The 17,276-nt window shown below is 70.4% G+C and carries 15 protein-coding genes; 5 read left to right on the plus strand and 10 right to left on the minus strand.

From position 1 onward, the window contains the following. The first annotated feature begins 151 nt into the window (after positions 1 to 151). Entirely contained in the window at positions 152 to 1,351 is a 1,200-nt protein-coding gene (locus AB0M02_RS24825; RefSeq protein WP_364230489.1) for a monooxygenase, read from the plus strand. On the opposite strand, the gene AB0M02_RS24830 is transcribed toward AB0M02_RS24825, so the two are convergent. The 3 genes from AB0M02_RS24830 to AB0M02_RS24840 form a co-directional block, all read right to left on the minus strand. Beyond that, positions 1,323 to 2,000, minus strand: coding sequence for a response regulator transcription factor (locus AB0M02_RS24830; RefSeq protein WP_364230491.1), 678 nt, complete (start codon positions 1,998 to 2,000; stop codon positions 1,323 to 1,325). The genes AB0M02_RS24825 and AB0M02_RS24830 overlap by 29 nt on opposite strands. A gap of 81 nt (positions 2,001 to 2,081) precedes the next feature. Beyond that, complete coding sequence (locus AB0M02_RS24835; protein WP_364230493.1) at positions 2,082 to 4,508, minus strand: EAL domain-containing protein; 2,427 nt, start codon at positions 4,506 to 4,508, stop codon at positions 2,082 to 2,084. A gap of 59 nt (positions 4,509 to 4,567) precedes the next feature. After that, positions 4,568 to 6,061, minus strand: a complete 1,494-nt coding sequence (locus AB0M02_RS24840; RefSeq protein WP_364230495.1) for a S8 family serine peptidase — start codon at positions 6,059 to 6,061, stop codon at positions 4,568 to 4,570. Between the two features lie 172 nt (positions 6,062 to 6,233). Here AB0M02_RS24840 and AB0M02_RS24845 point away from each other — a divergent pair, with 172 nt between their 5' ends. Both AB0M02_RS24845 and AB0M02_RS24850 read left to right on the plus strand, forming a co-directional pair. Continuing rightward, on the plus strand, positions 6,234 to 8,204 hold the full coding sequence (locus tag AB0M02_RS24845; RefSeq protein ID WP_364230497.1) for a cellulase family glycosylhydrolase: 1,971 nt from the start codon (positions 6,234 to 6,236) through the stop codon (positions 8,202 to 8,204). A gap of 111 nt (positions 8,205 to 8,315) precedes the next feature. Then, the gene (locus tag AB0M02_RS24850) at positions 8,316 to 8,510 is read left to right on the plus strand and encodes a hypothetical protein (protein WP_364230499.1); all 195 of its coding nucleotides are present in this window, start codon (positions 8,316 to 8,318) and stop codon (positions 8,508 to 8,510) included. Position 8,511: 1 nt separating this feature from the next. Here the strand turns inward: AB0M02_RS24850 and AB0M02_RS24855 are convergent, their stop codons facing one another. Both AB0M02_RS24855 and AB0M02_RS24860 read right to left on the minus strand, forming a co-directional pair. Further along, positions 8,512 to 9,549, minus strand: coding sequence for a zinc-dependent alcohol dehydrogenase family protein (locus tag AB0M02_RS24855; protein ID WP_364230501.1), 1,038 nt, complete (start codon positions 9,547 to 9,549; stop codon positions 8,512 to 8,514). Positions 9,550 to 9,561: 12 nt separating this feature from the next. Beyond that, positions 9,562 to 10,512, minus strand: a complete 951-nt coding sequence (locus AB0M02_RS24860; protein WP_364230503.1) for a helix-turn-helix transcriptional regulator — start codon at positions 10,510 to 10,512, stop codon at positions 9,562 to 9,564. Positions 10,513 to 10,637: 125 nt separating this feature from the next. On the opposite strand from AB0M02_RS24860, the gene AB0M02_RS24865 reads away from it, so the two are divergent. Beyond that, entirely contained in the window at positions 10,638 to 11,474 is an 837-nt protein-coding gene (locus AB0M02_RS24865; RefSeq protein ID WP_364230506.1) for a PHB depolymerase family esterase, read from the plus strand. Positions 11,475 to 11,580: 106 nt separating this feature from the next. On the opposite strand, the gene AB0M02_RS24870 is transcribed toward AB0M02_RS24865, so the two are convergent. Beyond that, positions 11,581 to 11,997: a DUF4440 domain-containing protein gene (locus tag AB0M02_RS24870; protein ID WP_364230509.1), complete on the minus strand. Its 417-nt coding sequence runs from the start codon at positions 11,995 to 11,997 to the stop codon at positions 11,581 to 11,583. Positions 11,998 to 12,310: 313 nt separating this feature from the next. Between AB0M02_RS24870 and AB0M02_RS24875 the strand changes: the two genes are divergently transcribed. Then, on the plus strand, positions 12,311 to 12,760 hold the full coding sequence (locus AB0M02_RS24875) for a hypothetical protein (RefSeq protein ID WP_364230511.1): 450 nt from the start codon (positions 12,311 to 12,313) through the stop codon (positions 12,758 to 12,760). Between the two features lie 1,157 nt (positions 12,761 to 13,917). Here the strand turns inward: AB0M02_RS24875 and AB0M02_RS24880 are convergent. The 4 genes from AB0M02_RS24880 to AB0M02_RS24895 are packed head-to-tail and all read right to left on the minus strand — an operon-like array spanning position 13,918 to position 17,258. Further along, a complete protein-coding gene (locus AB0M02_RS24880) occupies positions 13,918 to 14,703 on the minus strand; it encodes a maleylpyruvate isomerase family mycothiol-dependent enzyme (RefSeq protein WP_364230513.1) in 786 nt (261 codons plus the stop codon). 25 nt (positions 14,704 to 14,728) lie between these two features. Beyond that, the gene (locus AB0M02_RS24885; protein ID WP_364230515.1) at positions 14,729 to 15,349 is read right to left on the minus strand and encodes a carbonic anhydrase; all 621 of its coding nucleotides are present in this window, start codon (positions 15,347 to 15,349) and stop codon (positions 14,729 to 14,731) included. Positions 15,350 to 15,372: 23 nt separating this feature from the next. Further along, positions 15,373 to 15,795 carry a protease complex subunit PrcB family protein gene (locus tag AB0M02_RS24890; RefSeq protein ID WP_364230517.1) on the minus strand — a complete coding sequence of 141 codons (423 nt, stop codon included), beginning with the start codon at positions 15,793 to 15,795 and terminating at the stop codon, positions 15,373 to 15,375. A gap of 23 nt (positions 15,796 to 15,818) precedes the next feature. Beyond that, positions 15,819 to 17,258 carry an ATP-binding protein gene (locus AB0M02_RS24895; RefSeq protein ID WP_364230520.1) on the minus strand — a complete coding sequence of 480 codons (1,440 nt, stop codon included), beginning with the start codon at positions 17,256 to 17,258 and terminating at the stop codon, positions 15,819 to 15,821. Positions 17,259 to 17,276 lie beyond the last annotated feature (18 nt).

Genomic DNA, 17,276 nt, shown 5'->3' on the forward strand with positions numbered 1-17,276 from the left:
CGTTGCATCGCTTGTCCGAGGCCGAATTCGTACCGAGCGAATCTGAGACGACCGTTAATTTCCGGGAGTGGTACCGCGGTACCACCTCCCTCCCGACGATCACGACCGCGGTACGACGAAACAGGACGGAATCCGTCCTAGCGTCCGGGCCATGAGGAAATCTGAGAGGTTCGCGGCGGGCGCCGTGACGCTGGTGACAGCATTCGCCGCTGTCGCCGCTTGCGGATCGGACGCCGACAAGAGTGCGGCGCCCCCGGCTGCCGGCCGGCACAGCATGCACGCGGGCGCGTCATCGGCTCCACCACAGCCGCTGCGCGCCGGCGAGCGGTTCCTGGACCTGAAGACGGCCGAGGCGTACACGCCCGTGCCGCTGGAGGGCGGCGGCACGGACGAGTACCGGTGCCAGATGATCGACCCGGCGCTGAGCAGGGCGGCGTTCCTGACCGGAACCCAGTTCACACCGGAGAACATCGCCATCGCGCACCACGCCATCGTTTACGCGGTGCCGCCGCGCGGGGCCGCAGCGGTGCGTGAGCAGGACGAAAAGACCCCTGGCATCGGCTGGCAGTGCTTCGGCGGGACCGGAGTGAAGGGCGCCGAGGTCGAAGAGGGGGAGGCGGCGTGGGTGGACACCTGGGCGCCGGGCGCCACGGAGACGCTGCTCGACCAGGACGCCGGCTTCAAGCTGGAGCCGGGCGGCCTGCTCGTCCTGCAGATCCACTACAACCTGCTCGCGACCGGCGGCAAAGCGGCCGGGTCGGACCGCTCGGCGGTGCGGCTGCGGCTGACGGACGGCACGCCCCGAACCCGGGAACTCGAGACGTGGTCGCTCGACGCGCCGACCGACCTGCCCTGCGCCGCCGGCGAGTCGGGTCCGCTCTGTGACCGGGCGGCCTCGATCGCGGACGTGACGAAGCGGTTCGGAGCGGATGTCGGCGATTCGGCGGACCGTCAGGTGGAGGAATGCAACCCGGGCGGCGTGCCGAAGCCCGGTGACACCCAGACCTGCGACCAGGAGGTGGAGGCGCCGATGACGCTGTACGCCGGTTTCGGCCACATGCACATGCTCGGGCGGGCCATCAAGGTCGAACTCAACCCGGGTACGCCGAACGCCAAGGTCGTGCTCGACGTGCCGCAGTTCGACTTCGACAACCAGCGGCTGATGACGTTGCCGTCGCCGGTGGACATCGGTCCGGGGGACACGCTGCGGGTCACGTGCACGCACGACGCGGGGCTGCGCAAACAGGTTCCGCAGCTGAAGAAGCTGCCACCCCGCTACGTGGTGTGGGGCGACGGCACCAGCGACGAGATGTGCATCGGCATCATGACGGTCTCTGAACGGGCCGGGTGAGTCTCAGGTTGTAGGCGAGGATGACCGCCTGGATCCGGTCCCGTGCTCCGATCTTGGCGAGGACCCGCCCGACGTGGGTCTTCACCGTCGACTCCGACAGCGTGAACCGCTGCGCGATCTCGCCGTTGGTGAGGCCCTGGCCGATGGCGACGAGAACCTCGCGCTCGCGGTCGGTCAGGAAGCTCAGCCGGGGATCCTTCCGTACGGGTTCGCAGAGGTCGTCGTCGAGCCGGTCGGCGAGCGCGTCGAGCAGCCGGCGAGTCAGCGCCGGCGCGATCACCGCGTCCCCGGCGGCGACGGCCCGGATGCCGGCGAGCAGCTCCTCCGGGCCGATGTCCTTGAGCAGGAAACCGCTCGCCCCGGCCCGCAGCGCGGCGAACGCGTACCGCTCCCCGTCGAACGTGGTCAGCACCAGGATCCGCGAACGCCCACCGGCCGCGACGGCGCGCCGGGTCGCCTCGATCCCGTCGACTCCCGGCAAACGGATGTCCATCAGCACCACGTCGGGACGCAGCTCGGTGATCCGCCGAACGGCCTCGGCGCCGTTGCCGGCCTCGCCGACGATCTCGGTGTCGGGGGTGCTCTCCAGCAGCATGCGGAACCCGAGGCGCTGCAGCGGCTGGGCGTCCACCACGAGCACAGAAATCACGAATGGCCGCCCTTCAGGGTCGAGACCGGCGATGCCCAGTTCATACCGGGCGAACCTGAAACGACCGTTAGAAGCACGCGGTCACACCGGCGACAGCACCGCCGTCTCGTGACTGTCCAGCCAGGCGGCGAAGACGTCCGGCGGCAGTGGCTTCGCGATGAGATAGCCCTGGATCGCGTGGCAGTCACGATCGCGCAGGTGGTCGAGTTCGGCCTGTTCCTCCACACCCTCGGCCACCACGGTCAGGTCCAGGGCGCTCGCCAGCTGCAGCGCCGCATCCGTGACCGCCCGCCGATTACGGTCGGTCACGATGTGGCGGATGAAGCTTTTGTCGATCTTCACCTCGTGGATGGGCAGGTGGGCGAGGCGGCCCAGTGACGAGTGACCCGTACCGAAGTCGTCGATCGACAGCTTGACGCCCAGCGAGTGGAGGGCGTCGAGGCTGCGCCGGGCGTTGGCCGGATCCGCCATGATGCCGTTCTCGGTGATCTCGAGGGTGAGGGCGTGCGCGGGCATCCCGTGCCGGTGCAGCGCCTCCCGCACCTGGGCGGTCAGACCGGGGTCGGCCAGCATGTCGGGTGACAGGTTGACCGCGACGGAGAGTTCGCGGCCGGACGCCCGCCAGGACGCGCAGGCGGCCAGCGCGGTGTCCAGGACCTGGGCGGTCAGCGGGCGGATCAGGCCGCAGCGTTCGGCGAGCGGGATGAACTCGTCGGGCGGTACCGGCCGGCCGTCGTGCTGCCAGCGGGTGAGAGCCTCGGCGCCCAGGACCCGGCCGGTGCGCGGGTCGACCTTGGGCTGGTAGACGACGGTGAGCGCGCCGGTCTCGACGGCGGTGCGCAGCCCGGTCATGAGAGTCAGGCGGCGGGCCGTGTCACGGTCGTCGTCGGGGACGTAGGTGCGCACGCCGCAGCGCTGCTCCTTCGCCGCGTGCATGGCCAGGTCGGCGCGTCGCAGCAGGCGGTTGGCGTCCAGGCCGTGGTCCGGCGCGAGGCTCACGCCGATGCTGACCTGGGCGGAGAGGTCCAGGTCACCGACGGGGACGGGCATTTCTACGGTACGGCGTACGTCCTCGGCCACCGCCACGACATCCGCGTCCCGGACGATCAGCGCGAACTCGTCGGCACCCAGGCGCGACACGGTGCCGTACCGGCCGAACCGCTCCCGCAGCCGCGCGCCGATCCGCCGCAGCAGGTCGTCGCCGATGTCGTGGCCGAGCGCGTCGTTGACGTCCTTGAAGCGGTCGAGGTCGAGCAGCAGGACACCGACCACGCCACCGCTGTCGGTGGCGTGCTGCAGGTCGGCCAGGAAGTGGTCGCGGTTGGGCAGGTCGGTCAGCGGGTCGTGCGACGCGGTGTGCTGCAGGCGCTGGAGCAGGCGCACCTCGGAGAGCGCGACACCGGCGTGCGAGGACATGGCCTGCAGCAGGTCCAGATGTTCACCACTGAAAGCCGAGATATCAGACATGCAGCCGTCGGCGATCAGCACGCCGGTGGCGCTTCCGAGCCGGACCGGAACCGCGATCGAGGCCGGCAGCAGCACCGGCGTACCGGAGCGGGCCGGCAGCCACCAGTGTTCCCCCGCGGCGAGCGGCCCGGCCTCGAAGGAGTCGCGGCCGTGCAGGCGCAGGCAGAGCGGCGGGCCGTCGTCGCTCGCGGGCACGACGAGCGTGGCCTCTTCGGCGCGGATCAGGTCGCGGACCTGGCTGAGCACCGTCCGGGTCACCTCGTCGGCGTCGGTCAGCCCGTCCAGCGACCGGTTGAACCGGTAGAGGTCGTCGACCTGCTGGTGTGTACGGGTCTGCTGGGCGTAGCGGTGAAAGGCCCGGTGCACCGCGTACGCGAGCACGACCAGCAGCAGCGCGGTGTACCAGTGCTCGCGCACCAGCAGGGCGGTGACCAGCGCCAGCGTCGTGGTGACCGCGACCATCGGCAGCTGGAACAGCTCCCTGACGTCCGCGGTGAGCAGCCGGCGCCACTCCTGGGAGTCGTCGTGCAGCGCGATGACCGCGGTGACCAGCACGATCGATACGAGGTCGGACGCGAACGTGGCGGCGTACGCGGCCAGCCAGCCGAGCGGCCCGTACGGCTCGGCGTCCTGGATGATCAGGTGGAAGACCACGCCGGCGACGGTGGCCTGGGTCAGGTGCAGCGCGGTGTTGAAGGCGAGCTTGGTGCCGCGCTGCCGGCGGAAGATGATCAGTCCGGCGAGGGCGCCCACGAGGCTGACCGGCACCAGCAGACCCGGGTGGATCATGAGTAGGGCCAGGACGAGGGGTATCTCGCTGAGGCTGAGCGTGTGGGCGCCACGGCGGACCGGGAAGGTGACGGTGAACCGCTCGGCCAGCGCGTAGAGCACCGCCAGCGTGACGAGCAGCCGCGGGTCGGCGCCGTGCAGCGGCGGGCCGTGGACCAGCCACGCCGTCTGCACGAGGACCGCGGTCAGCGCCAGCACCGCCGAGAGGGCGAGGACTCGCGCGGTGGGCGTACGCTGCCCCTCGCTTGTCATGGCCTCTCCTCCCAGCGGTCGTCCTTATCTGTCGGCGCGTTCCGGTCGGGGTTGAGTTCTCAGGCCCAGGTGCGGCCCGTCCAGGTCCGGCCGGCCCACGTTCCGGACGTCCACGTGCGCCCGGTCCAGCCGCTGGTGGTCCACGTCCGCCCGGCCCAGGTGGAGCCGGCCCACGTCCGCCCGGCCCAGGTCCGCCCGGTCCACGGCACCACGGGCCACGACGTTCCGACGAAGGCCTGCCCGCTCCACACGGTGCCGTTCCACGTCCCGCCGGTCCACGCCTTGCCGTTGCGAGCGGCAAGCGTCCAGGTCAGCGGCGTCCACGGCGTACCGAAAATGTCCCTTTCCCCGGCCAGAACCGTCCCGGTGACGCTGTCCACGACGTGGTTCGTGCCCCGCGAGAGCTCCAGGGAGCCGAGCCCGGTGGACGCCGCCCAGGTCTGCGTGGCGTTCATCGGCGCGATCAGGGTCGCCGCCTCGGCGATGTCGAGCTGCCCGGCACCGGCCGCGACCGGGTCCGCACCGGCCAGCGGATCCGCGGTACGCGTCAGCAGCTGCTTGACCTGGTCCGGGGTGAGCCCGGGGCGCTGCTGGAGCAGCAGTGCCACCGATCCGGAGACCACCGCGGCCGCCTGCGAGGTGCCGCTGCCCCGGAAGAGCCTGTCACCGACTCGCGCGGAGGGGTACTGCGTGTCGATGTACGAGCCCGGCACCCGCAGCGACACCAGAGAGCGCCCGGCGGCGAGCAGGTCCGCGTGCCGGGTCAGGTTGCCCCGGTTGCTGAACGTGGCGACCGTGTCGTCGGCGCGGCCGTCGGTGCCGTTCGGGTCGGCCGCACCGACCGCGAGCACGTACGGGTTCGCCGCCGGCATGGTCACCCGGGGCGCGGTGGCACCGTCGTTGCCGACGCTCGACACCACCACGATGCCCTTCTTCCAGGCGGCCTCCACCGCGTACGAAAGCGGGTCCACCAGCGCGGGCTGCACCGAGTCGGTACCGAACGACAGGTTGAGCACCCGGATGTTGAGCCCCGGGTCGTTGCGGTGCGCGACCACCCAGTCGATCGCCGCGATCACCTGCGTCACGTCCACGGCACCGTCGGCGGCGGCCGTCTTGAGGCTGATCAGGTGCGCTCCCGGCGCGACACCCTCGAAGCCGCCGGCCGGGTCCGACCCGGCGATGATGCCCGCCATGTGGGTGCCGTGGCCGTACGTGTCGAGGTGCTCCAGCCCGGGTGTCTGCGACTCGAACGACAGGTCCGGCCCGTTGATCACCTTGCCCGGCTGGTTCAGGCCGGCCACCGGCGCGACGCCGGAGTCGATCAGAGCGACACCGATCCCCGCGCCGGTCAGCGACGCGGTGTCGACCACGCCGTTCTTGACCTTGCCACCGGCGGCCTTCTTGACGGCCTGCACGGCGGTGTCGGCGCCGCCGTCGTCGATCCAGGCCCGGCCGGCGAGCTCCACCCCGGCCGCGGACGCGGGACCGGCCGGAGCGGCGGCGAGCGCGCCCACCGCGAGCAACACGGCCGCGGTACCGGGGATCCACCTCATGAACGCCTCCCTCTCAGCATGACGGCCGGGGGCATCGGCAGCGGATCCCGAACCTGAGGAATCCGACCTAACTTAAATCCCCTAACTTTCTTCCCGCGCTCCGTTGACCGGGCGAAAGAGGCGGGCCTACCGTTGCATCGGCCCGGGTCGATATGAAGCAGGGGGACCTCATATGAGGCGTCGCATCATCTTCCTTCTGGCGGCCGTGCTCGGCGCGTTCGTCCTCACCGCACCAGCCACGGCAGCACCCGGAGCCTCCGGCTTCGTGGTCCGCGACGGCCACCGGCTCAAGCTGAACGGGAAGACGTTCCGCTTCGGCGGGACCAACAACTACTACCTGTTCTACAAGAGCCGGGCGATGGTCGACGACGTGTTCGCCGACGCGCGCGACGCGGACTTCACCGTGATGCGCACCTGGGCGTTCGGCCTGATCGGCAACGCCGACGGCACCAACTCGGTGGCCCCGGCACCCGACGGCGTCTACTTCCAGTACTGGGACGGCGAGAAGCCGGCGTTCAACGACGGCCCGAACGGCCTGGAGCGGCTCGACTACGTGATCGACGCGGCCCGGCGCCACGGCGTCAAGCTGGTGCTCCCGCTGACCAACAACTGGTCGGACTTCGGCGGCATCGATCAATACGTACGCTGGCGCGGCGCCTCGTACCACGACGACTTCTACACCGACCCGATCATCAGGGGGTGGTACCGCGACTACATCGAGCACGTCCTCAACCGCGTCAACACGATCACCGGCGTGAAATACAAGGACGACCCCACGATCATGACGTGGGAACTCGGGAACGAACCTCGGTGCAAGGGCTCGGGTGTCTACCCCCAGAGTTCCGCGTGCACCACGGAGACGCTCACCGCGTGGGCCGACGAGATGACGCGGTACATCAAGTCGGTCGACTCCAGGCACCTGGTCAGCGTCGGCGACGAGGGCTTCTTCTGCGACGGCCCGGACGCACCGGACTGGATCGACAACTGCGGTGAGGGCGTGGACAGCATCGCCCTCGCCAAGCTGCCGGCCGTCGACGTCATGTCGTACCACCTGTACCCGGACGGCTGGGGCAACCGCACCCCGGAGTGGGGCTCGCAGTACATCGCCCGGCACAACAGGGCGGCCAAGGAGCTCGGCAAGGCCGTGATGCTGGGCGAGTTCGGGTGGAAGAACAAGAACACCCGCAACCCGGTGTACCAGCAGTGGCTCAACGACTTCACCGCCACCGGCGGCAACGGGTTCCTGTACTGGATCCTGTCCGGCTCGCAGGACGACGGCACGCTGTACCCGGACTACGACGGCTTCACCGTCTACTGCCCCAGCCCGGTGTGCACGACGATCACCAACGCCACTCACGAGATCGAGTCCGGGCAGCGCTCGACGCCGCCGGTCGCCGACCACGACACCGCGGTGACCGAGTTCGACACCCCGGTCACGCTGCGGCCGACGGCGAACGACATCGCGTACCGCAGCAGGATCCAGCCGGCGACCCTTGACCTCGACCCGGTGGCACCGGGACGGCAGCGGACGCTGACGGTTCCCGGCGGCACGTTCACCGCGACGGCCGCCGGCGACCTCACCCTCGCGCCGGACGCCGGCTTCGCCGGCCGGGCGGCCGCCTCCTACACGGTCCGCGACCAGGCCGGCCGGCTGTCCAACGTGGCGACCGTGACGGTCACGGTGAAGCCGGACCCGGCCGGGGTCGCGGTGCTCGCCTCGTTCGAGACCGGCACCGAGGGCTGGGCGTCCGCGTCCTGGCAGGCCAACGGCGGCACGGTGGAGCAGACCACCGAGTTCGCCACCGCGGGCACGCACGGCCTGCGCGTCAACGCGGCCGACGGCGGCTGGTTCGGCGTCACCTTCGCCGAGCCGATCGACCTGTCGGCCCGGACCGCGCTCAAGTACGACCTGCGTACCGGCCCCACGGCCGGAACCAACGCGGCGATCGCGGTGCAGACCGGCGCCGGGCTCGCCTGGTGCCAGTCGAACTTCACCTGGATCAACCAGGACTCGACCACCACGGCGACCATCGACCTGCTCTCCGCGATGTCCTGCGACAGCACCGCGCTGGCCGACGTGCGCATCCTCTGGATCTACATCAACCCCGGCACCGTCGACATCGACAACGTCCGCGTCGAGTGACTCCGCCGCGGGTGGCCGGCGACACCGGCCACCCGCGGCCCGCGCCCGACTGGACACGGGCGGGTTGTCACCGGTTGACTAGGATCAGAGGGCCCTGGGAGAGGACTCGTGATGCTGCAGAGATTCATGCTGGCCGCATCGGCCGCCGCCCTGACCGCTGCCGCCGTCCTGACCGCCGCCGGCCCACCCGCTCTCCCCGCCGCGGAGGACCTGGGCAACGTGGTCGTCGTGGTGGAGAGCGGAACCCCGGCGGCGAGCATCCCCCTGCCGGACCGCGACTGCCCGGACCGCTCCGCCGACAGCTGACCTATCGCGACGGGTCGATCATGGTCATGCCCGCCACCGTCGCCTGATCGAAAGCGGGCAGCAGCTCCGCCGCCTCCTCGAGTCCCACGGTGCGCTCGATCAGGCGGTCCGGGCGCAGCGAGCCGTCCTCGATCAGCGCCATCATCGCCGGGTAGTCCGCCGCCGCCATCCCGTGGCTGCCCAGCACGTCGAGCTCCCAGCCGATGACCCGCGCCATCGGCACCCGCGGGTGCCCGCCGACCGGCGGCAGCAGCCCCACCTGAACGTGCCGGCCACGCCGCCGCAGACTGAGAATCGCGTCGGCGCAGGTCTGCTCACTGCCGACCGCGTCGACGGCGACATGGCCGCCCCCGCCGGTCAGATCCGCAACCGCGCCCGGGACGTCGGAACCCGCGCGCAGGCAGTGCTCCGCACCGAGGTCCGCCGCCACGGCCAGGGCCGAAGGATTGCGGTCCACCGCGATCACCCGCCCGCCGAGCGCCTTGGCGATCATCACCGCGCTGAGCCCGACCCCACCGGCGCCGATCACGGTCACCCATTCCCCCGGTACGAGCCGGGCCCGCCCGGCCAGAGCCCGATAGGCGGTGGCGAACCGGCAGCCCAGACCGGCCGCGGCCGGGTAGCCGACCTGTGCGGGCAGAGCGATCAGGTTGGTGTCGGCGGCGTGCAGGGCGACGTACTCCGCGAACGAGCCCCAATGCGTGAAACCCGGCTGCTGCTGCGAAGGGCAGACCTGGGCCTGGCCGGTCCGGCACCACTCGCACCGCCCGCACCCGCAGACGAACGGCACCGTCACCCGGTCACCGGTACGCCACCGGCCGACCCCCTCGCCCACTTCGGCGATCTCACCGGCGAGCTCGTGGCCGGGCACGTGCGGGAACGCCACGTCGTCGTCGTGGCCGGCCCAGGCGTGCCAGTCGCTGCGGCACATCCCGGTCGCCATCACCCGGACCACCACGCCACCGGGCGGAGCCGTCGGCGGAGCCACCTCCGCCACTCGGGGCCGGGCCCGGGCCACGTCGAGAATCAGCGCACGCACGGTTGCATCCTGTCAGAAGGCCAGGTCACGGCAGAGCGCGGTGGCCCGGTGCACGATCGCGCCGCCCTCCCGGCGGCTGGACACCAGCCCGGCCGCGCGCAGCGCCGACAGGTGCTCCGAGGACGACGACACGCTGATGCCGATCTGCCGGGCGATGGACGACGTGGTGTGCCGGCCCGGCCGGGTGGTGTGGACCAGCACGGCCGTCCGGGTCCGGCCGAACAGCGCCACGAGCGGGTCCGCCGGCGCCCGGTCCAGGACCATGTCCGGCTCGATGGGATAGACCACCAGCGCCGGCCGCTCCGGCAGGACCAGCACGCGGGGGCGCGGTCCCGCGAACGTCGACGGCACCAGGATCAGCCCGTGCCCGCCGAGCCGGATCTCGCCCTCCTGCCACGTGTCGACCTCCAGGGCCGGGGCGCGCCACCGGATCGCCCGGTGCAGCCTCGCCAGGAGGCCGTCGGCGCCGGACAGCGCGTACCGGCTCGCGGCCTCGCTGACCACCTGACGGTGTGCGCGGTTCAGCACCGGCCAGTCCGGCGCCAGGACCTGGTCGAAATACGCGCGCATGGCACCGACCAGGGTGTCCAGCACCTCCGGGTCGGCGTCGGCGAACCGGCGGCGGGCGGCGCTGACCGGCACCCGGGCGTACGCGGCGCTGACCTGGGCCCGGACCTGCCGCACCGGGGTGGATCGGATCGCGGCGAGGCCGTCGTCGAGGGAGGTCAGGCCGTCCAGGGGCGTCATGAAGTCCGGCACGAAACCCTGGACCGGCAGAAGGTGGTGCAGCGGCCGCAGCGCGGGCAGCGACGTGGTGACCCGGCGGCTCAGCGCCGGGAAGGACGCGGCCACCGCCGGCTGCCGCAGGGCCTGGCCGGCCAGGAGCACGGTGCCGGCCGGATGCAGCCGGTCCGCGAACGTGATCCGCGTCAGGTCCGCGGGCGTCAGCCAGAGGCGCAACATGGAACCAGCCTGCCAGCCTTTCGGCGACGACCGAAACCGTTGACCGGGCGAGAGCGCGTGCCCGAGCCTCTCGACGTGGTTGCCGGTGGAAACGGGGGCGCGCGGTGCGGCGTACGATAATGATCTTGGGCTTGATCTTCAGCTTTTTGCTCGCCGCATGCGGAAGCGAGCAGGCGCCGGAGGAACGGCAACAGCCCACGGCGGGCGACCACCGCCTCACCATCGAGGCCGGCGGCAAGCAACGCGCCTTTCTGGTGCACGCCCCGCCCGGATTCACCGCGGACAAACCCGTTCCGCTCGTCATCGCACTGCATTTCTTCCCGGGCGACGGCGAACGCCTGCGCACGATGATCGGGATGGACGCGAAGGCCGACGAACACCATTTCCTGGTCGCCTATCCGGACGGCCTCGCCGGCGGTTTCAACGCGCTGATCTGCTGCGGCGCCGAGGACGACGTCGGCTTCCTGAAGGCGCTGACCGACAAGATGATCGCCGACTGGGGCGTGGACGCGAACCGGGTCTATGCCACCGGTATCTCCAACGGCGCCGACATGAGTTTCCGCCTGGCCGTCGAGGCAACCGGAGTTTTCGCCGCCGTCGCACCGATCAGCGGCGGCTTCGGCGGCCCGAATGCGGAAGCCGCCGACTACAAACCCGCCAAACCGGTTTCGGTGCTCACCGTCATCGGCACCCTGGACAAGTACTACGACGTTTTCGAAGCGGGCCTGACCAAATGGCGCGAGCGACTGAAATGCCAGCCGGCCAGGGAGAGCGGCGACGCCAAGGTGAAGCGGTCCAGCGCGCGGTGCGCGGACGGTTCGGACCTCGAGATCTATGTGGTCACCGACATGGGCCACTCCTGGCCGGGCGCCAGAACCGGCGAAATGGCCCTCGTCGACGCTCCGATCGTCGCCACGGACCTGATCTGGGACTTCTTCGCCGCCCACCCACGCGTCAACTGACGAAATTCAAGAGCAGAAGACCCATATGCCCGCCCGGGTGCATGGTCGCCCTGGGGCCCTCCCGGGGAGAACGGCCTGCGTGCATGGTCACCGTCGACCCCGCCCGTCAGTTCGCCCCGATCACCAGCCCGTCTCTCTCGTCGTCCCACGCCAGGGCACTGATGCGCCACCCAGCATCCACCCGGACGAACTGCAGCGTCTTCATCCCCCGCCCACTGAAGGCAACCCCGCGCCGCACTCCCGCTTTGGCATAGCTGCAGAAGTGCTGCGCGACGTCCCCGAAAACATCGGTGCGCCCCGCCAGCTCCCACTCCCGAAATTCGGTCAGGACACCACTGGAAAGCAATTCCGCCCGAGGCCCGATGAAGTCATCCACCCCATGAACGGCAGGCACACCCCCACAGGTCCGAACAATCACCGCCTCCGGCAGAAAGGCCTCCCTGAGCCCATCGAGCCGCTCCTGACAACCCGCCCCCGAGGCGAACGCCGCAAAGAACGTCCGCACAATGCCCTCGATCGCCACACGGTCATCATCAGCCGCCCCACTCATCCCTCACCACCCATCACGGCGCCACGGTAACGCGCCCGCCGCCGACTCCGAGTCGAGCGCCGACGAAAAGTCAACACGCAGCCCGCCGGGTCATCTGCGCGTTTACCGTGAGTTTGTGCAGGTCCAAGCGCCGCGATGGGCGGGGGCAGTGGCGACGGCACTCCTCGCAGCCGTTGCCTCCTCATGCGGCGTCGTCCACGTGACGCAACCTTCTTGGGATCCTGCGGTGCCCTCCGCGACCGAAGCTCCCTGCGACCCCGAGAAGATCCGGTTGGCTCATTCCCGCGTGGACGAGACGCCGATGTGGGTCACCGTTGCCCGCAGAGTTGTCATCGCTCACGGGCGCACGGAGAGCGAAGCAGTGCCATGGAATCAACCGATAATGCCAGAAGTCAGATGGCTCGGCGAGCAGAAGGCCAGCGACGCAGACATAATAAAAAAGATTCCCGATGCCACGGCGAAAAGTATTTCGATGGAGAGCAGTCCCGGTCTTGACCGCGTGATCGCCTTCATGTCCGAACAGCCGCTGACAAACGGTGAACATGTGGGCTTCGTCGCGGTCAAGAGGGCAATCGTGAGCTTCGTGATGAATTGCGCGGAAGAATTTGAATTCGAGGGCCTGGACCCAGCCTTCGTCTCCTGGGCCGACGCCGAGATCGGCACGGTCGACTGCAGCCGCGAGCCTGACCCCGACGATCCAGTGGCGAGTGGATACGTGAAGGACGCGTTCTGCTGATGCGGTTCCGGCCGTCTTGCGGCGGCGACCTACCCACTTCTCTCCCGTCCTCCGGGCGAATTAGTCCGCGCATTCGTGGCAGGTCGGCGCCGGCCGATTCCATATCGCATCCGAACCGCCGCATGGGTGCGCGTGAGCGGTTCGCGACAGACGTCACGGTCCGCCGCAGGGTCTCGTGTCGCCGCCGAGCCGGGCCGGACTCCGGCAACGGTGTCAACGGCCCGGCGCCGACAAGGCGGTAGCGGCTTCCAGAAGGTCCACCCGCATCGAACGGCTGTGGTCGCTCGGCCTGCTTCGCTGCCGCACCTCCGTCGTCGAACGCGGACCGGCACCGGGACGTCTGACGACCGCCGCCTTCCACCTGGCGCGACGGCTCGGCTTGGCGCGACGGCTCGGCCTGGCGCGATGGCTCGGCCTGGCCTGACGCCTCGGCCTGGCGCGACGGCTCGGCCTGGCGTGTGGGCTCGGCCCGGGCGAAGGCCTGGAACAGGTCTTTTGCCCGGTGGGCAGGCTCGCCGTGTGTGGCTGCTCCGGCCCTGCGTGTGCCGGCGGCCGGTCGTCTGCTTGCCGGAGTCACGTCACGCCCGGTTGCGACATCACGGCGCTGCGCGGCGGGCGGGCGCCGCGCACAGGTCGCCCCCTCGGGCCAGATCAGCGGCGGGAGAGGCTCGGCGACATCGTGCAGGCCCGCCTCAGCGCACGCGCGGGAACAACCCCGCAACTGGCACAACTTCCGCGCATGACGCCGAACAAGTCCCCACCTCCGGCGGCGCGCATGGTCACGACTGAATTCCGCTTTCCCCGGTGAATGGTTCCGCGCTCTGGTGCGGTCACGCATAGCAGCCGTCGCCGTCCGGCTGAATAATTGAAGCTGCTGGTACCGCATGAATCAATTCTCCGCGCCCGCGAAGCGCCCGCTAAGAAAGAATCATGCCAACCTCAAGAAATCATCGTGAGCTCGCTGAGACAAACTATTTAACCGGATGCTCCATCCGCAGGCTCGGCGTGTTTGGCAATCGGTACTGTGGCACCCCGCTGACGCCGTCGTCGTGGCCGCCACCAGCCGGCGGCGGCCAACGGGCGTGGTCGGCGCGCGGACAGTCTGCTCGGCGCTCGCCGGGACGGCCGCGAGCCCGTCGCTGACCTGCGGGGTCGGGTCAGAAGCCCGGGAAGACCGCGCGCAGCTCGTCGAGCGTGATGTTGCCGGTCACCTCGATGTCGGCGGCGGTGTGTTCCGGGGTGAGACGGCCGTAGAGCAGCCGGAGCGCTGCCTCCAGCGAACCGGTGAACGTCGCGGTCGCGGGCAGGGCCTCGGCCGTCAGGCGGACCGAGTCGTCGATGACGATCCGGTACGGCGTACCGGAGATCTCGACGACCGCCGGCTCCCCGGCCTCCTTCGGCTTGCCGATGAAGCCGAGCAGGAACCCGAGGCCGCCGGTGAGATGCTCGGCGAGCACCTCGGCCGAGCCGCTCGCGACGGTTGCCGCCGGGTCGAGGCCGGCGCGGACGTCCCAGGTGTGCTGGGCGACCTCGCTGAGCCGCAGCGCCGCGAACGACGCGAACGAGACCGGCTCGGGCAGGAACGTCCGGACCCGGAGGTCGTCGTGGCGATCCTCCGGCACGGACTCGAGGGCCGCGACGAGCGCCTCGTTCGACGCGACCGAACCGGTGGCCTGGTCCTGCGGGCTCGCGGCGTTCCAGCGGTCCCACACGCTCTGGTTGAAATCCGGGCCGGGCGCCTCGGCTTCCCCGACCGCGGCCCGGAAGCCGGCAAGCGTGATCTCGGCGCCGCTGCCCAGGTGCGAGAGAACGTCGGCGATCGTCCAGGCCGAGGCGCCGGACGGGCCGGTCAGCTGGTCGGCCGACAGCGTGGGAACGAGAGTCGCGAGGTTGTCGTGCTCGCTGCGCAGGGCCGCGATGGAGCGGCCGGCAAGGGTACTCATGGCCAGAGCCTATCGATCTGAGCGGCTACAGCATCTCGATGCGGCCGCTTGCCAGCCGGTAGATCCCGCCGACGACGTCGATCCGGTGTGCGGTGAGCGACTCTCTCAGGTATTCGGCTCGCCGTAGCGTGGCCACCGTCCGGCGGACGTGGCTGCGGGTGGCCTGATCGAGGCTGTCGTCGGGCGAGCCGATGGTCGGCATCGCGGGAGTGATCTGGTCGATCAGGAACTGGCGGGCGCCGGCGGCCCGGCGCCCGGTGCGGTTCGCCTCGTACGCCGCCGCCACCGCCCGGCAGTCCTCGTGGCCGAGCACGACCACCAGCGACACCCGCAGTTCGATCACCGCGAACTCGACCGAGCCCGTCACGGCGCGGTCCAGCACGTGACCCGCGGAACGGGCGACACAGATCGCGCCGGCGGTCTGGCCGAACACCGCTTCCACCGGAACCCGGGCATCGATGCAGCCGATGATGACCGCGTAGGGCTGCCCGTCGCTGGAATGCGAGCTGCCCAGGGCGAATCGGGCGTTGCCCTCGCGCAGTCGGGTCAGCGCCTCGACCGGGCCTGGCCGGCCGACGTGGTTCGGCGTCCGTTGTGACGGGATCGGCGCGGCTGTCGCATCGGTGAACAATCGTCCCGGGTCCACAGGACGAGGATGACACAGCACGTTCAACGATCGGTCGCTTCACAGTCCTGGTAGGCGATGTGCTTCGTGAGCCTGACAGTCCCGGCGTGAGCGGGCACGGCCACCACATGGAACGGATGGGTGACCATCCGCATCACCGCGCAGTTGTGGCCTGGCCGGATCTCCCACGCCTGGACCGTCATCTCGTCGCCGAAAACCACGATCGCACCGATCAGGACGAGATATCCGGTGCTCGGGCGCGTCCCGAGCCCGACGACAACGCACATCTCGGTCTGCCAGTCCACTGCCGCCGGTGCCGGCGTCCCGGACGACGGTCCCGCCCAATGCCGGGCCCACTCGTCCGCATCGCGGACGACGTGCAGGCCCTCCGAAGGCTGCAGGGTGTGGCGCAGGCGGTCGAAGACCGTACGGAACGGAAGCAGAACCCTGGCAGCCGGCTCGACCATCCGGTCAATGTACGGCGGCAGCCTCAGGGCCGCCAGGCAGCCACGACGTCGTCCGGGCCCCAGACGATGTCGACGGCGCCGGCGGCAATGTCGGTGCCGGACCTGCTGACCGCCATCAGCCCGGTCCGGCCGCTCTCGAACCCGGGCACCTGTTGTGCGCCCTCCTGGAGCCGCCGCAGGTCGTGGGCGTCGAACGGCTTCCCCAGCCATTTCAACGAGCCGCAGAAGTGGATCTGTGAGGCCACCGGGCCGCGGTCGGCACCTACCAGGTCGATCTCGGGGTCGAACCGGCGGTTCCACCAGCCGCCGACGACCTGGGTGCCCGGCCAGGGCAGGGATCCGGTGATGGCGGCCTGCTCCAGCGAGTCGCGGATCAGCGGCTCCACGGCTCGGCCGCGCCAGCTGGTCCAGCGGTTCAGGTACAGGGTGTATCCGGCTTCGGGACGGCCGCGACGGGCGAGATTGTGTACCTCGCGGAAAGCGGCGAGGTAGAGGCGGAGGTTGGTGTCGGCGACCCGGTACAACGTGGGTTTGCCGCTGAGGACCGACAACGGCTGGTCGGCGGCGAGAATCTGTTTCTCGTCGGTGAGTTGCCGTAGCAGCGGAGAGAGGGTGCCGGAGGGGACCGACTCGCCGCGGCTGCCGGCAGTGCCGGCGACGGTGGTGAACGCTCGGACGTCTCCGCCGACCGCCTCGAGGACGCGCCGGGCCACGTCAGGATTGGGAAACGCCGATGCCAGGGACTGCTCAGGCACGGTGAACAACGGCGAGGCAGCGTCGGCGCACTCGTCGCGGATGTGGTCGTCGGCGGGCTTGCCACCCGGCCAGCGGAGCAGGACGCCGGGCAGGCCGCCGGTGATCAGGTGCGCGTCGATGGCGTCCGAGCCGGTCAGGCCTGTCGCCGTGGCCGTCTCGTCGAGGTTGAGCGGGCCCAGCACGAGGTTGTCGGCACGGCCGTAGAAGGGCCGGTCGTAGGCGGTCAGACGCTGCATCATGTGCAGGTCGCTGCCGAGCAGCAGGAGCAGCACCGGCCGCCGCGAGAGCAGCCGGTCCCAGACGACCTGCAAGTGGCCGTCGAACGTCTCGTCCTGTTCGGTCAGCCATGGGAGCTCGTCGAGCACGACGATGCACGGACGGTCCGGCAGCGAACCGGCAAGGATACGCAGCATGTCGCCCCAGCCGCCGGGCGGCGGAGTGACCGGCAGCAGCGAGTGATCGTTCGGCAGGGCGGATTCGGCGAGGGCGCTGAGGAACTGGGTCGCCGACTCGGTGACGGAAGCCCCCTTGACCGCGGTGAAGTAGAGGTAGGGCAGCCCTGAGCGGTCGCAGAGCTCTTGGACGAGCCGGGATTTGCCGACCTGGCGGCGGCCGCGGACAGCGACGGCGAGCCCGGTTCCCTGCCGGGTGATGTGATCGATGCGCCGCGTCAGGAGGGACAGCTCGGTGCGCCTGCCGACAAACATCGGCCCTCCCTTGAGGTA

This window comes from Actinoplanes sp. NPDC051861 (assembly GCF_040681145.1).
In the GTDB taxonomy this organism is placed as follows: domain Bacteria; phylum Actinomycetota; class Actinomycetes; order Mycobacteriales; family Micromonosporaceae; genus Actinoplanes.

Excerpts from the sequence above, each read along its gene's own strand:
- AB0M02_RS24845 (WP_364230497.1), top strand. The coding sequence starts at position 6,234 with ATGAGGCGTCGCATCATCTTCCTTCTGGCGGCCGTGCTCGGCGCGTTC.
- AB0M02_RS24835 (WP_364230493.1), bottom strand. The coding sequence starts at position 4,508 with ATGACAAGCGAGGGGCAGCGTACGCCCACCGCGCGAGTCCTCGCCCTC.
- AB0M02_RS24840 (WP_364230495.1), bottom strand. The coding sequence starts at position 6,061 with ATGAGGTGGATCCCCGGTACCGCGGCCGTGTTGCTCGCGGTGGGCGCG.
- AB0M02_RS24850 (WP_364230499.1), top strand. The coding sequence starts at position 8,316 with ATGCTGCAGAGATTCATGCTGGCCGCATCGGCCGCCGCCCTGACCGCT.
- AB0M02_RS24825 (WP_364230489.1), top strand. The coding sequence starts at position 152 with ATGAGGAAATCTGAGAGGTTCGCGGCGGGCGCCGTGACGCTGGTGACA.
- AB0M02_RS24880 (WP_364230513.1), bottom strand. The coding sequence starts at position 14,703 with ATGAGTACCCTTGCCGGCCGCTCCATCGCGGCCCTGCGCAGCGAGCAC.
- AB0M02_RS24895 (WP_364230520.1), bottom strand. The coding sequence starts at position 17,258 with ATGTTTGTCGGCAGGCGCACCGAGCTGTCCCTCCTGACGCGGCGCATC.
- AB0M02_RS24860 (WP_364230503.1), bottom strand. The coding sequence starts at position 10,512 with ATGTTGCGCCTCTGGCTGACGCCCGCGGACCTGACGCGGATCACGTTC.
- AB0M02_RS24890 (WP_364230517.1), bottom strand. The coding sequence starts at position 15,795 with ATGGTCGAGCCGGCTGCCAGGGTTCTGCTTCCGTTCCGTACGGTCTTC.